The organism is Pseudomonas sp. EMN2 (assembly GCF_009650555.1).
Lineage (GTDB): Bacteria > Pseudomonadota > Gammaproteobacteria > Pseudomonadales > Pseudomonadaceae > Aquipseudomonas > Aquipseudomonas sichuanensis.
Window position 1 is genome coordinate 46,946 of the sequence record NZ_VZZR01000016.1, and the last position, 14,346, is coordinate 61,291.

Sequence of the window (14,346 nt, forward strand, 5' to 3'; positions counted from 1 at the left end):
GGGGTGCATGGCCCGGGCCAACGCCGTTCTACCGGATCAACTGTGCTCGTGACGCTTTGAAAACAGCTTCCAACGGACATTGTTGCCTTGAAAAGGCGGTGTGATTCTACGGCAAAAAAAGCCCGAAGGTAAGGCGGCAAAGATGACTTTAACCAGTGACCCTGGTTAGACAAAGGGCTAACATGAGCCGGTGTTCCGCCGTCAAGCTGTTGTTTTCCAATGACCAATCAGTCCATCAAGACCCCTTGCGTCGGCCTCTGCTCCACGGTGTATGGAGATCTGGTGTGCCGTGGCTGCAAGCGTTTTCACCATGAAGTGATCCACTGGAACGGCTACGACGACGAGCAGAAACGCGCCGTGTGGCTGCGCCTGGAGCAACTGCTGGTGCAGGTGATGATGGCCAAGCTGGAAGTGTTCGACAAAGGCCTGCTGCGCCAGCAACTGGAGCAGCGCTCGATCCGCTTTGTCGTGCAGCAGTCGGAATATTGCTGGGCGTACCAGCTGATCGCCCGGGGGGCACGGATGATCCGCGATCTCGAGGCTTATGGAATGGTGTTGTTGCCGGAGTTCCGCGATTGGGACTTGCCGCAACTGCGCGATGCCATCGATCGCGAGTTCTTTTTGCTGTCCGAGGCGCATTACCAGCGCTACATCGCCCCGAGCTTCTTGCGCGACGCCATGCAGTAAGGCTGCCGGCCTCATCGCGGGGCAAGCCCGCTCCCACGCCGATTTAGCGTGGGAGCGGGCTTGCCCCGCGATGAGGCCCTGCGATCAGTCGCCGGTGTACTCGCACCCGCTGGTGCAGGTCTCGTGGATACGCACTTTCGACAACTCCGGCAGCAGCGGCTTGACCTGCTCCCAGATCCACTTGGCGATCACTTCGCTGGTGGGGTTTTCCAGGCCGGGAATGTCGTTCAGGTAGTTGTGGTCCAGCTGCTCGTAGATCGGCTTGAAGATCGCCTTGATCTCGGAGAAGTCGCGGATCCAGCCGGTGTGCGGATCGAGCGGGCCGGTCAGGTGCAGGGCAACCTTGAACGAGTGGCCGTGCAGGCGACCGCACTTGTGCCCGGCGGGAACGTTGGGCAGGCGGTGGGCCGATTCGAATGTGAACTCTTTGAAAATTTCCACGCTGTCAGGACTCTGTGTGTATCGATAATGCGCGCAGTCTACCAGCATGACCGCTACAAGGCTTGCAACCGATCCTGCAACCGCCCGGTGGCGATCAGCTCGAGCAATTCGTCGCCCAGGCGCCGGCTTTCGGCGATGGCTGTGTACCAGTAACGCTTGCGGCTCGGCGCATCCCCCATGAAGCGTTTGAAGTCATTGCGGTCGGGTAGCTTGCCGTAGGGCAGGGCGGCCAGGTACTGCGGCGACGGGGTCATCAGCAGCACGTTCTGCAGGCGCGTGGCGTCGCCCTTGCGCCATGGCAGGGCCTTGTCGAACCATCCGGGCACCACCTTGTCGGTGAAGTGCGGGTAGAGCACCAGGTCGTCGCCCTGGTAGGGCAGGTCCAGGTGATAGTCGAGCAGGCCGCCGTCGCGATAGGTGCCGGCGCCGGCGCCGGGGATGTCGCGCACGCCCTCCATGACCATGGGGATCGAGCCCGAGGCAAGCAGGGCCTGGCGCAGGTTGGCCAGGTCCAGCGGCAGGCAGCGCGAAGGGAAGTCGGTGAGCTCGCCCAGCGGTGGCGCGGCGCGCTGGTCATGCAGAATCACCCGTTCGAAGTGCCGGCCCAGGCGTGCGCGCCCCAGCAGGTTGCTGGCGATCACCGAAGACAACCCCAGGCCCAGGCGGCCACGGTGGTCGTGGGCGAGCTGGCCGTGGCTTTTCACCACCAGGATGTTCAGGCGGTAGTGCGGGTTGTCGAGAATCTGCCCGTCGCGGCCCTGCAGCAGGTCGTCGAGCATGCGCTGGCTGCTCTGGCTGATCTGCCTGGGGGTGACGCCTTTGGCGAAGTCCTGCTCGGTGTACAGCTCGCCCAGGCGGCGGATGCCGGCCACCGGGTCGTCGAGGCAGGCGCTGGCGAAGCGCCAGGAACCGATCGAGGCGCCGATCAGTGCGCGCTGGCGTGGGGCGCTGGGCAGCCATTCACCGAACAGCGCCAGGTCCAGGCCCTGGATACCCAAAGGCTTGGGGCCGCCAGCAGCGCCAGGCAGCACACCGACATCGGCCGCCTGCAGGCCGCGCTCGCGGATCTGGCGCAGGGCGCGTTGGCCGGCCTTGAAGGTCAGGGCGGGGTACTTGATGTGGATGGCGCTCATCGAGGTTCTCTAGCCGGGGCAGGCGCGCATTATAGGCCCAATCGCGGGGCAAGCCCGCTCCCACGGTACCAAGCGTGGGAGCGGGCTTGCCCCGCGATAGGGTCGGTACAGGCTGACTTCCCATCTGCGCTATCATGCGGCCAGCTGTTTTCAGGTTGGATTAAGGACCCCCGGTTAGTCTTGTTTGCGTAGACAACTTGCTCATCCCCAAGGAGAGACCCCCATGAAAACCCTGACTGCCCTGTTCACCGCCGCTGCCCTTGCATTGGGTGCCAACGCCGCCTTCGCCAAGGACGTGCAGCCCGATGAAGTGGTCAAGCTGGTGAACGCCAAGACCATCAAGTCGCTGGACGAACTCAAGGCCGCCGCCGTGGCCAAGCACCCCGGCGCCACCGTCACCGACTCCGAGCTCGAAGACGAATACGGCCGCTACATCTACAAGGTCGAACTGCGCGATGCGCAGAACGTCGAATGGGACGTCGACCTGGACGCCAAGACCGGTGAAGTGCTGAAGGACGCGCGGGACAATTGATGAACCCATTACCGCAGGCGGCGTGCTGCCTGGCCCTGGCCTTGCTCGGCATGTGCTCGCTGGCCGCCGCCCGCGACCTGGACCAGGACGAGGCCCTGGCGCTACGCCAGCAGGGCATCATTCTGCCTTTCGAGCGATTGCTCGAGACCGCCCTGGGGCGTTACCCCGGGGCGCGCCTGCTGGAGGCGGAGCTGGAAGAGAAACACGGCCGCTACGAATACGAAGTCGAGTTGCTGACCCCGCAGGGCGTGGTGCGCGAGATCAAGCTCGACGCCCGCTCCGGCGAGCTGCTCAAAGACGAGGAAGATGACTGAATGCGCCTGTTGCTGGTCGAAGACAATGTGCCCCTGGCCGATGAACTGATTGCTGCCCTGCAGCGCCAGGGTTATGCGGTGGACTGGCTGGCCGATGGCCGCGACGCGGTGTACCAGGGCCAGAGCGAACCCTACGACCTGATCATCCTTGACCTCGGCTTGCCGGGGTTGCCCGGGCTTGAGGTGCTGGCGCAATGGCGCGGGGCCAACCTCGCCACCCCGGTGCTGATCCTCACCGCGCGCGGCTCCTGGGCCGAGCGCATCGAGGGGCTCAAGGCCGGCGCCGACGACTACCTGAGCAAACCCTTCCATCCCGAAGAGCTGCAACTGCGCATCCAGGCCCTGCTGCGCCGCGCCAAGGGCTTGGCCAACCAGCCCAAGCTGGAAGCCGCCGGCCTGCACCTGGATGAGTCGCGCCAGTGCGTCAGTCGTGAAGGTGCCGACGTCCAGCTGACCGCCGCCGAGTTCCGCCTGCTGCGGTATTTCATGCTGCACCCAGGCCAGGTGCTGTCCAAGAGCCACCTGGCCGAGCACCTCTACGACGGCGAGACCGAGCGTGATTCCAACGTCCTTGAAGTGCACGTCAACCACTTGCGCCGCAAGCTCGGGCGCAGCGTGATCGAGACCCGCCGTGGCCAGGGCTACGTGTACGCCGGGAGCGGCGTGTGAAGTCGATCCAGGCGCGCTTGAGCCTGGGGCTGGTGGCAGTGCTGGTGGTGGTCGGCCTGGCATTTGCGCAACTCACGCTGTGGCTGTTCGAGGCCGGCCTGCAGCGTTACCTGGAAGCCGGCCTGCGCAAGGAAAGCGAGAACCTGCTGGTGGCGCTGGTGCGTGGGCCGTCCGGCCTGCAGCTGGACGAGCGGCGCATATCCGCGGCCTACCAGCGTCCCTTCTCGGGTTACTACTTCCGTATCGATTTCGACCAGGGCACCTGGCGCTCGCGCTCGCTCTGGGACCTGGACATGCCCAAGCCGGCCAAGCCCGGGCTGGACGACGGCCACGAGCTGGGCCCCGAGGGCCAGCAACTGCTGGCCTATCGCGGCGACTACCGGCGTCTGGGCCAGGACATCTCGATCAGCGTGGCCCAGGACTATTCGCCAGTGCGCGAGGGTTTCCGCCGCATGCAGCAGATCGGCCTGGGCATGGGCCTGGTGGCGTTGTTGCTGGTGCTGGTGCTGCAGCGCATCACCGTGACCCGCTCGCTGCGCCCGCTGGAGCGCGCCCGCCAGCAGATCGCCCAGTTGCAGCAGGGCCAGCGCTCGCAGCTGGATGCCCAGGTGCCCAGCGAATTGCAGCCATTGGTGGATCAGATCAACCACCTGCTCAATCACACCGAAGACAGCCTGCGCCGCTCGCGCAATGCCCTGGGCAACCTGGGGCATGCGCTGAAGACGCCGCTGGCGGTGCTGCTCAGCCTGGCCGCCAGCGAGCGCCTGCAGGCATTGCCCGAGGTACGCGCGCAGATGCGCGAGCAACTGCAACAGATCCAGCAGCGCCTGACCCGGGAGCTCAACCGTGCACGGCTGGCCGGGGATGCGCTGCCCGGCGCGCAGTTCGACTGCGATGCCGAGCTGCCGGGGTTATTGGCAACCTTGGGGATGATCCATGGCGAAGGGCTGTTGCTGGAGCGCGACGTACCGCCCGGGCTGTTGTTGCCGTGGGATCGCGAGGACCTGCTGGAGCTGCTTGGCAACTTGCTGGACAACGCCTGCAAATGGGCAGACAGCGAAGTGCGCGTGGGCATGGCGGCGACCCCGGAGTGTTACCGGCTGTGGGTCGACGACGATGGCCCCGGCATTCCCGAATCGCAGCGCCTGCAAGTGCTCGAGCGCGGCTCGCGGCTGGACGAGCAGGTCGATGGGCACGGCCTGGGGCTGGGTATCGTGCGCGATATCGTCGACGCCTGGGGCGGGCGCATCGCCTTGCTGCAAAGCCCACAGGGCGGGTTGCGGGTGAGTATCGAGTTGCCGCGCAAAGGGCGTTGATCGCAATCGCGGGGCAAGCCCGCTCCCACGGGACCGCCATCGTGGGAGCGGGCTTGCCCCGCGATGAGGACCAGATCAACCCTGCAAAAAAATTGCAGTACAGCCGCAGTTTTTTGAATTGGCAGGTCCACACGCCCTCCCGGCACAATCTCTCCCACGAAACCCTCCGGTTTCCATCTCTCCACGGACGGAGCCCCTTGCGTTATTGCCTTGGCAATACCGGGCCCAGGTGCGTTTGCGCTGGGCTTTCTTTTCAAATCAAAAAAACACGACGCCTTGACTTCGATGCCTGCCTCTCGCCCCGCTACCCGTCTGCAGCGCCTGTTCCCGGCGCCCCTGAATATCCCCCCCAAAGAATGGCTGCGTGCAGGCCTTGGCGCGCTGCTCGGCCTGTTCCTCGCCGGCTACCTGTGCAGCCTGGCCTACGGCCCATCGATTGCCTTGCACCTGCTCGGCCCGTTGGCGGCCTCGGCGGTGCTGGTGTTCGCCGTGCATTCCGGGCCGCTGGCCCAGCCGTGGCCGGTGCTGGGCAGCTACGCGCTGGCCGGCGTCGTGGGCCTGGCCATGCGCCACGGCTTCGGCGACGGCCTGTGGGTGGCGGCAGCCGCGCTGGCGGTCGCCACCCTGGTGATGTGCCTGCTGCGCTGCCTGCACCCGCCGGGTGGCGGCGTGGCGGTCAGCGCGGTGCTGGCCGATCCGGGGCTGGTGGCGATGGGCGACCACCTGCTCGAACCGGTGCTGCTCAATGCGCTGATCCTGGTCGCTGTCGCGGTGGTCTACAACCGCCTCACCGGCGTGCGTTACCCCAAGGGCGCTGCCCCGCGCAAAGACCTGCACCACACCCATGACCCGCTGCCCGGCGAGCGCGTGGGCATCAATGCCGACGACCTGGACCAGGCCCTGGAGGACATCGGCGAGTTCGTCGACGTGACCCGCGACGAGCTGGAGCGGATCATCCTGGCCACCGAGCAGCATGCGTTGCAACGCAGCCTTGGCGGTATCACCGCAGGCTCGGTGATGTCCCGCGATGTGCAGTCGGCCACGCCACGCACCAGCCTGGAGGAGGCCTGGAAGATGCTCGCCAGCCATCACCTGAAAACCTTGCCTGTGCTGGACAACGGCCGTCTGGTGGGCATCGTCAGCCTCAGCGACCTGGTCGGCCCGGCCATGGCGCGCGGGCGTTTCAGTTGGCGGGGTGTGTTGCGCCGCAACACTGTGCGTCTGGAACAGGTGATGAGTCGGCGCGTTGTCAGTGTGAGCAGTCAGCACCCGCTGGAGCGCCTGTTGCCACTGCTCAGCGAGCAGGGCCTGCACTGCCTGCCGGTGCTCGACGGCGACAGCCTGGTGGGGGTGATCACCCAGACCGACCTGATCGCCGGCCTCAAGCGGCACTTGCTGACGGCCGCCGCCCAGGGCTCAGATCACCGGGTCCCAGCGCTGTGACCAGTCGCTTTCGCCGGCGGCCACCAGCCGGCGCAACACCGCGAAGGACTGCTGCAGGGCCTCGCTGTCGCGCTCGCGGGCGTACACCAGAAAGGTCGGGTAGGTGAACTCCGGCGCTTCGGGCACCCGCTCGAACACGCCGCGTTGCAGGTAGGCCTGTACCACCCGGGTACGGAAGTAGCCGCTGCCGCCCTGGTCGAGGATGAACTGCAGGGCCAGCGGCCCAAGGTTGAAGCTCAGCGCCGGGCGTGACATGTCGGGCAGGGCGGCGTCGTGCTGGCGGCGGAAGGCCTCGCCCCAGTCGATGTAGATGTACGGCTCGGGCCGGTCCACCCGGCGTACGCGGATCAGTTTCTCCTCCATCAACTGCTCCACCTGCAGGCCCGGGCCGTAGGTCGGCTGGTACACCAGCGCGGCGTCCAGCAGGCCCATCTCCACCTTGCGCAACAGCGACTCACCGTCGCTGACTTCGCTGCGGATCGCGTGGCCTTGCAGCTCGCGGTGCAGCGCGCTGACCCAGTCGAGCATCATCGGGTTGCCCAGGCTCACCTCGCCGCCCACATGCAGCACCTGCTGGCAGCCCTGGGGCAGCGGCAGGTCGCGGCGCGCGGCTTCCCAGGTCTGCACCAGCTGGTTGGCATAGCTGACGAAGGCCTCGCCATCACTGGTCAGGCTGGCGCCGTTGCGGCTGCGCACGAACAACTGGCAGCCCAGTTGCCGTTCCAGCCGTTGCACCCGCGCGGTGATGGCCGTCTGCGACACGAACAGGCGCTCGGCAGCGGCGACCAGGCTGCCGCAACGCACGATTTCCAGGAAGGTTCGGGCCTGATCGATGTCCATGACGCTGCTCTGTGGCGGAAAGGGCGCCTAGTCTAGAGGCTTTGCACCGAAATAGGGCAGGGCCTGGCAACATCAGCCTTCGGGAATCGCCACCCGCGTGCTGGCCTTCACCTCGCGCAGCGCCAGGCTCGACTGGATCGAGGCGATCCCCAACTGCCGGCGCAGCACCTGTTCGATGAATTCACTGTAGCTGTCCAGGTCTTCGGCCAGCACTTGCAGCAGGTAATCGGCATCGCCAGTGATCTTGTGGCAGGCGACCACCTCGGGCAGCGCGCGCACCACCGCCTCGAAGTCGTCCGGCGCCTTGTCGCCGTGGCTGGCGAAACGCACCTGGACGAAGGCCAGGATCTCCAGGCCCAGCAGGCGGCGGTCGAGGTTGGCCTGGTAGTCGCGGATCACGCCTTCTTCTTCCAGGCGCCGGCGCCTGCGCCAGCAGGGCGTGACGCTGAGCGACAGGCGCTCGCTCAGCTCGGCGTTGGACAGGCTGGCATCGGCCTGCAACAGGGCGAGCAGGGCACGGTCGGTATCGTCGAGGGTGACCTGCTTGGATATTTTTTTCGCCATGGGTGCCAGTCCTGAAATAACAGACTCAAAATGCTAACACTACGAGTCGATAAAGCAAAGAACGCCCAGCGTTGGCGCAATAGCCTAGTGGTCAATCAACCACCATACAGGCTTCGCCACCATGTTGACCGTCTTCAGCGCCAACCACCGCCTGCACCATGGCACCGAACTCAAGGATGGCGTGCTCAAGCCATCGTTCGAACAACCCAGCCGCGCCGACACCGTGCATGACCGGGTGCGCACGGTCGGCCTGGGCGATATCGTCTCGCCGCAGGCATTCGGCCGCGCCTGCTACGTCAAGGCCCACAGCGAACGTTACGTGCACTTCCTGGAAACGGCCTGGCAGCAGTGGACCGCCCTGGGCCGCAGCCACGACGCGTTGCCCTTGGTGTGGCCGGTTCGCGACCTGGCCGGCGAGCGGGTCCCCCGGCACATCGACGGCCAGCTCGGTTTCTTCGCCATGGATGCCGGCGCGCCGATCACCGCCACCACCTGGCAGGCGGTGAAGACCAGCGCCGACCTGGCGCTGACCGGCCTCGAACTGCTCGACCAGGGCCAGCAGGCCGCCTTCGCCTTGTGCCGTCCGCCGGGGCATCACGCCGCCCGCGAGTACATGGGCGGTTACTGCTACCTGAACAACGCCGCCATTGCCGCCGAGCATGCCTTGACCCGCGGAGCGGCCAAGGTGGCGGTACTGGACGTCGATTTTCACCACGGCAACGGCACCCAGACCATCTTCTACGACCGCCCGGACGTACTGTTCGTCTCGCTGCACGGCGAGCCGACGGACTCCTACCCCTACTTCAGCGGCTACGCCCACGAGGTGGGCGCAGGCGCAGGCGAGGGTTTCAACCTCAACCTGCCGCTACCCAAGGGCACGCGCTGGGCGGCCTACCAGCAGGCCCTGGAGCAGGCCTGTGCGCGCCTGCGCCGGCATGCGCCCGAGGTGCTGGTGGTGTCGCTGGGCGTGGACACCTTCAAGGACGATCCGATCAGCCACTTCCAGCTCGACAGCCCGGACTACCTGGCCATGGGCCGGATGATTGCCGGCGTGGGCGTGCCGACCCTGTTCGTCATGGAGGGCGGCTACATGGTCGATGAGATCGGCATCAATGCGGTGAACGTGCTGACCGGGTTCGAAGAAGCCCGCGGCTGATCCGACGGCCTCATCGCGGGGCAAGCCCGCTCCCACGCTCCTTACAACGTGGGAGCGGGCTTGCCCCGCGATGAGGGCGTTGAAGACACAACAAATCCTGCCTCGAAAACACCAACAACAATCCCAGAGGTTCCCCCATGCAGCCTGATTCCCCCGCAGCCCCAAGTGGCCGCCACCTGCAACGCACCCTGAGCAACCGTCATATCCAGCTGATCGCCCTCGGTGGCGCCATCGGCACCGGCCTGTTCATGGGCTCGGGCAAGGTCATCGCCTTGTCCGGCACCTCGATCCTGCTGGTCTACATGATCATCGGCTTCTTCCTGTTCTTCGTCATGCGCGCCATGGGCGAGCTGCTGCTGTCGGACCTCAACTTCAAGTCGTTCGCCGACTTCGCCGGTGCCTACATCGGTCCGCGCGCGGCGTTTTTCCTCGGCTGGTCGTACTGGCTGAGCTGGAGCGTGGCGGTGGTCGGCGATGCGGTGGTGGTCGGCGGCTTCTTCCAGTACTGGTTCCCCGGAGCGCCGGCCTGGGCACCGGCGCTGGCGATGCTGGTCACCCTGTTCACCCTCAATGTGCTGACGGTGAAAGCCTTCGGCGAGGTCGAGTTCTGGTTCGCGATCATCAAGATCATCGCCGTGCTGGCACTGATCGCAGTGAGCCTGGTGCTGATTGCCACGGCGTTCGTGTCGCCCACCGGGGTGACCGCTTCGTTGTCGCACCTGGTTCAGCCGGAAGCGGCGTTTCCCCATGGGCTCAGTGGCTTCTTCGCGGGCTTCCAGATCGCCATCTTCTCGTTCGCCGGCACCGAGCTGATCGGCACCACCGCCGCCGAAACTCGCGACCCGCAACGCAGCCTGCCCAAGGCGATCAACGCGATCCCAGTGCGTATCATCCTGTTCTATGTGGTGGCCCTGGCCTGCATCATCGCCGTGACCTCGTGGGCCAAGGTCGCGCCCAACCGCAGCCCGTTCGTCGAGCTGTTCCTGCTGGCCGGCTTCCCGGCGGCGGCGGGCATCGTCAACTTCGTTGTGCTGACCTCGGCCGCCTCGTCGGCCAACAGCGGCGTGTTCTCCACCAGCCGCATGCTGTTCGGCCTGGCCGAACGCAGCCAGGCGCCCGGTGTGTTCCGGCGCCTGTCGGGCAACAGCGTGCCGCTGGCCAGCCTGGGTTTCTCGTGCCTGTTGATGCTGCTGGGGGTGTTGCTGCTGTTCATCTTCCCCGAGGTGATGACGGTGTTCACCCTGGTGTCGAGCCTGTCGGCGGTGCTGGTGATCTACACATGGTCGACCATCCTGGTGGCCTACCTGGGCTACCGTCGGCGCCACCCCGAGCGCCACGCCCGCGCCAGCTTCCGCCTGCCCGGCGGAGTGCCGATGGCCTGGCTGAGCCTGGCGTTCCTGCTGTTCGTGCTGGTGCTGCTGGCACTGCAGCCGGACACGCGCATGGCGCTGTACGCGATGCCGCTGTGGTTCGCCGGCCTGGCCATCGCCTACCGGCGCCTGGCAAGGCGCGGGCAAGGCCTGTTAGCCACCCAGCCAACCCCCTGAACCCTGGCGCCACGTGCCGGCGCAGCCTGCTGCAAATCTGCATAAGGGTTGCGACTTTAGTCCGGTGGCGGGCACGTGGCGCCGGTCCATACTCATGGTTCGCCCTTCAATAACAACAAGTACCGGGTTGCGAACCAATGACCTATCAGCACAGTTACGCCCATTCCATCGCCGATCCTGCGGCCTTTTGGCAGGCCCAGGCCGACCAGCTGGCCTGGCAGCGCAAGCCGACGTTGACCCTGCAACAGAACCCCGACGGCACCCACCGCTGGTTCGCCGACGGCCGCCTGAACAGCTGCCACCTGGCCCTCGACCATCAGATCGAGCTGGGCCGGGGCGAGCAGTTGGCGCTGATCTACGACTCGCCGGTGACCGGCGTGCAGCAAACCTACACCTACCTGCAGCTGCGCGACGAAGTGGCGCGCCTGGCCGGCCTGTTGCGCACACTTGGGGTGGGCAAGGGCGACGGAGTGATCATCTACATGCCGATGGTGCCGCAGGCGGCCATGGCCATGCTCGCCTGCGCACGCATTGGCGCGGTGCATTCGGTGGTGTTCGGCGGCTTTGCCGCCAACGAACTGGCCCTGCGTATCGATGATGCCCGGCCGGTGTTGCTGCTCACCGCTTCCTGCGGGCTGGAGTTCGACCGGGTGATCGAATACAAACCGCTGGTCGACCGTGCGCTGCAACTGGTTCGCCACCAGCCCAGGCAGGTGCTGGTGCTGCAGCGCCAGCAGGCGCGTGCCGAACTGCAGCCGGGGCGCGACCTGGACTGGCAGCAAGCGCTGGCCGGCGCCGAGCCGGTGGCCCCGGCCGAGCTGGATGCAGGCGACCCGCTGTACATCATGTATACCTCCGGCACTACCGGCAAACCCAAGGGCATCGTCCGTGAAAACGGCGGCAACGCGGTGGCCCTGTGCTACGCCATGCGCCACATCTATGGCATGCAGGCGGGCGATGTGTGGTGGGGCATTTCCGATGTGGGCTGGGTGGTCGGCCATTCGCTGATCGTCTATGGGCCGTTGATGAGCGGCTGCACCACGGTGTTCTACGAGGGCAAGCCGATCCGCACGCCCGATGCCTCGGCGTACTGGCGGATCGTCGAGCAATACAAGGTCAACGCACTGTTCTGTGCACCCACTGCCATGCGCGCAATCCGCAAGGAGGACCCAGAGGGCGAGCTGATCCGCCGCCACGACCTGGGTTCGTTGCGCCAGCTGTTCCTTGCCGGCGAAAAGCTCGACTCCAGCACCCATGAATGGCTGGAGCGGGTCAGTGGCAAGCCGGTGCACGACCACTGGTGGCAGACCGAGACCGGTTGGCCGGTCACTGCCCCCTGCGTGGGCCTCGAGGGCAGTGCGGCCCGGCCAGGCTCGAGCAACCGCGCGGTGCCGGGTTACCACGTGCAGGTGCTGGACGACGACGGCAAGCCGCTGGGGCCGAACCAGCAGGGCGCCATCGTCATCGCCTTGCCATTGCCGCCTGGCTGCAGCCAGACGCTGTGGGGCGACCACGAGCGCTATCTTCAGGCTTATCTGCACAACTATCCGGGGTATTACCACACCGGTGACGGCGGGTATCTGGATGACGACGGTTTCGTCTACATCATGGGCCGCACCGACGATGTGATTAACGTCTCGGGCCATCGCCTGTCGACCGGCGAGATGGAGGACCTGGTGGCACGCCACCCGGCGGTGGCCGAGTGCGCCGTGATCGGTGTGCACGACGAGATCAAGGGCCAGGTGCCGCTGGCGCTGGTGGTGCTCAAGGACGGGCAGGGCATCTGCGAGTTGCAGTTGCAGGGCGAGCTGGTGGCCAGTGTGCGCGAGCAGATCGGTGCGCTGGCCTGTTTCAACCGGGTACGCCTGGTCAAGCGCCTGCCCAAGACCCGCTCGGGCAAGATCCTGCGTGCGGTGCTGCGCAAGATTGCCGACGGGCAGGACTATGTGCCGCCCTCGACCCTGGATGATCCAGCGGTGCTGGGGGAGATCGAGGGAGTGTTGGCGGATTTGCCAAGGGCGGGGTGACGCCATCGCCGGCAAGCCGGCTCCCACCCTGCGGCGTGCAATTGCCTGATTGTTGTGGGAGCTGGCTTGCCAGCGATGACGGCCTTTCAGGATGCGCTGTCTTGCGGCCCCACCTGATGCAACTGCCCCAGCCGGCTGCGGGTGCGCATCAGGTCGGCAATTGCCCCGCCCAGGCTTTCCTGCAGGGCCCGCTGGCCGATCACCGTCAGCTGGCGGTCCTGGTCATACAGCACATCCACCAGGTTGACGAAGCGTTGCTGCGCCGCCAGCGAACATTCGGCCAGGTCGTCCAGCCCGTCGATGATCCATTGATCGTATTGCTCGGCCAGCGCCAGGTAGTCGATCACTGCGGTGGGCTGTTCGCACAACCCGTTGAAGCTGAACATCACCCGCCGGCCATCCACCGCCAGGGCACGCAATGGCCGGTTGTTGACCTGCAGCGTGGTCGGCTGCCGGGTGGGCAGGTCAAGGTCCTGGCGCTGCGCCGTATCCCCTGGCCAGACGTAACGCCCCTGGGTGAAGCACTGGTGCTCGCGGTTGGCCGGCAGGCTGCGAAAATCGGTATCGCCGCCTACTTCCAGCACCTGCATGCGGCCATTGATCAGGCGGATCACCGGCAGGAAGCGTTCGTGGTACAGCGGGTTGGGCAGCAGCCCTTCGGGTGCGTAGTTGGAGGTCACCAGCAGGAAGATGCCGCGTTCGAACAGGGCATTGAACAGCCGGGTCAGCAGCATGGCGTCGCCGATGTCGTGCACGTGGAATTCATCGAAGCACAATACCTGCACGTCACCCAGCAATTCGTCGAGGGTCGCGCCCATGGCGTTGTCCAGTGCCCGGTGGCGGTGCATGCCCTGGTGCAGGCGGGCGAAGAAGTCATGAAAGTGCAGGCGACGCTTGTGCGCCACCGGCACCGCCTCGAAGAAGTTGTCGAGCAGCCAGCTCTTGCCGCGGCCAACCGAGCCGTGCAGGTAAAGGCTGCGTGGCTGTCCGTCGTCGAGGGCCGCCAACTGCGCGGCCATGGCTTCGATCACCCGGCACTGGCCGTCGCTCAGGGTGTAGCCGCGTTCGGCGGCCTTGTCCTGGAAATGCGCCATCAACGCGCCGGCCTGTGGGGCAGGGCCGCGCAGGCGTTGGTTGAGTTGGCGCAGGGGGGCTGGAATCCAGGTGGACAACGGCATGCTCCTAGGCAGGGAAAGGGCAGGGCGCAGCGTGCGCGATGGGGATTCTGACCAATCGGGAACGGGCCCGGCAAGCCCATTAAACGGGCTTGCACGTCTACTGTAGGAGCGGCCTTGTGTCGCGATAGGGCTGCAGAGCAGCCCCGGCGATTTCTGCTTTCACGCACAAATCCGGGGGCCGCGCTGCGGCCCTATCGTGACACAAGGCCGCTCCTACAAGAGGGCAGTGCTTTCACAACGGACGGTGGATGGGCCAGGCAAAACTGGCGATTTTTACTAACCTCCTGTTTTTCTGCGTTTTTTTTGAAAAAAAAGCTTCCCACCTGCAAACAACGCTGGTAAAGTGCCGGCCATTCCCGAGCAGCAACCAGCTGAACGGTGAAAGATCAGATCGACAGTGCATCAGTCACTCGTCATATCCGATACAGGGGCGTCGCCAAGCGGTAAGGCAGCAGGTTTTGATCCTGCCATGCGTTGGTTCGAATCCAGCCGCCCCTGC

General features: G+C 65.7%; 14 protein-coding genes and 1 tRNA gene. 10 read left to right on the forward strand and 5 right to left on the reverse strand.

Annotated features, from left to right (window positions below):
* Window positions 1-219: 219 nt before the first annotated feature.
* Entirely contained in the window at window positions 220-687 is a 468-nt protein-coding gene (locus F6X61_RS06610; RefSeq protein ID WP_110994216.1) for a DUF1289 domain-containing protein, read from the forward strand.
* 84 nt (window positions 688-771) lie between these two features.
* On the opposite strand, the gene queD is transcribed toward F6X61_RS06610, so the two are convergent.
* Both queD and F6X61_RS06620 read right to left on the reverse strand, forming a co-directional pair.
* Complete coding sequence (gene queD / locus F6X61_RS06615; RefSeq protein ID WP_011533154.1) at window positions 772-1,128, reverse strand: 6-carboxytetrahydropterin synthase QueD; 357 nt, start codon at window positions 1,126-1,128, stop codon at window positions 772-774.
* A gap of 53 nt (window positions 1,129-1,181) precedes the next feature.
* Entirely contained in the window at window positions 1,182-2,261 is a 1,080-nt protein-coding gene (locus F6X61_RS06620) for a patatin-like phospholipase family protein (protein WP_153785917.1), read from the reverse strand.
* Between the two features lie 223 nt (window positions 2,262-2,484).
* Here F6X61_RS06620 and F6X61_RS06625 point away from each other — a divergent pair, with 223 nt between their 5' ends.
* The 5 genes from F6X61_RS06625 to F6X61_RS06645 all read left to right on the forward strand — a co-directional run bounded on the left by F6X61_RS06625 (window position 2,485) and on the right by F6X61_RS06645 (window position 6,535).
* On the forward strand, window positions 2,485-2,793 hold the full coding sequence (locus F6X61_RS06625) for a PepSY domain-containing protein (protein WP_110994219.1): 309 nt from the start codon (window positions 2,485-2,487) through the stop codon (window positions 2,791-2,793).
* Window positions 2,793-3,107: a PepSY domain-containing protein gene (locus tag F6X61_RS06630; protein WP_153785918.1), complete on the forward strand. Its 315-nt coding sequence runs from the start codon at window positions 2,793-2,795 to the stop codon at window positions 3,105-3,107. The genes F6X61_RS06625 and F6X61_RS06630 overlap by 1 nt, the downstream gene beginning before the upstream one ends.
* On the forward strand, window positions 3,108-3,776 hold the full coding sequence (locus F6X61_RS06635; protein ID WP_153785919.1) for a response regulator transcription factor: 669 nt from the start codon (window positions 3,108-3,110) through the stop codon (window positions 3,774-3,776).
* Window positions 3,773-5,092 carry a sensor histidine kinase gene (locus F6X61_RS06640; RefSeq protein ID WP_153785920.1) on the forward strand — a complete coding sequence of 440 codons (1,320 nt, stop codon included), beginning with the start codon at window positions 3,773-3,775 and terminating at the stop codon, window positions 5,090-5,092. Before F6X61_RS06635 ends, F6X61_RS06640 begins: the two co-directional genes overlap by 4 nt.
* Window positions 5,093-5,377: 285 nt before the next feature.
* The gene (locus tag F6X61_RS06645) at window positions 5,378-6,535 is read left to right on the forward strand and encodes an HPP family protein (RefSeq protein WP_153785921.1); all 1,158 of its coding nucleotides are present in this window, start codon (window positions 5,378-5,380) and stop codon (window positions 6,533-6,535) included.
* Here the strand turns inward: F6X61_RS06645 and F6X61_RS06650 are convergent.
* A complete protein-coding gene (locus tag F6X61_RS06650; RefSeq protein ID WP_153785922.1) occupies window positions 6,509-7,375 on the reverse strand; it encodes a LysR family transcriptional regulator in 867 nt (288 codons plus the stop codon). The two genes, F6X61_RS06645 and F6X61_RS06650, sit on opposite strands and share 27 nt — an antisense overlap.
* A 72-nt stretch (window positions 7,376-7,447) precedes the next feature.
* Window positions 7,448-7,939, reverse strand: a complete 492-nt coding sequence (locus F6X61_RS06655; RefSeq protein WP_153785923.1) for an Lrp/AsnC family transcriptional regulator — start codon at window positions 7,937-7,939, stop codon at window positions 7,448-7,450.
* A 121-nt stretch (window positions 7,940-8,060) separates the two neighbouring features.
* Between F6X61_RS06655 and F6X61_RS06660 the strand changes: the two genes are divergently transcribed.
* The 3 genes from F6X61_RS06660 (at window position 8,061) to F6X61_RS06670 (ending at window position 12,669) form a co-directional block, all read left to right on the forward strand.
* A complete protein-coding gene (locus F6X61_RS06660) occupies window positions 8,061-9,095 on the forward strand; it encodes a histone deacetylase family protein (protein ID WP_153785924.1) in 1,035 nt (344 codons plus the stop codon).
* Between the two features lie 137 nt (window positions 9,096-9,232).
* Window positions 9,233-10,642 carry an amino acid permease gene (locus tag F6X61_RS06665; protein WP_153785925.1) on the forward strand — a complete coding sequence of 470 codons (1,410 nt, stop codon included), beginning with the start codon at window positions 9,233-9,235 and terminating at the stop codon, window positions 10,640-10,642.
* Window positions 10,643-10,779: 137 nt separating this feature from the next.
* Entirely contained in the window at window positions 10,780-12,669 is a 1,890-nt protein-coding gene (locus F6X61_RS06670; protein ID WP_153785926.1) for a propionyl-CoA synthetase, read from the forward strand.
* Between the two features lie 86 nt (window positions 12,670-12,755).
* On the opposite strand, the gene zapE is transcribed toward F6X61_RS06670, so the two are convergent.
* Window positions 12,756-13,841 (reverse strand): cell division protein ZapE, encoded by a 1,086-nt coding sequence (gene zapE / locus F6X61_RS06675; protein ID WP_153785927.1) that lies wholly within the window; start codon window positions 13,839-13,841, stop codon window positions 12,756-12,758.
* A 432-nt stretch (window positions 13,842-14,273) separates the two neighbouring features.
* On the opposite strand from zapE, the gene F6X61_RS06680 reads away from it, so the two are divergent.
* Window positions 14,274-14,345, forward strand: a tRNA-Gln gene (locus F6X61_RS06680).
* The last annotated feature ends 1 nt before the right edge of the window (window position 14,346 follow it).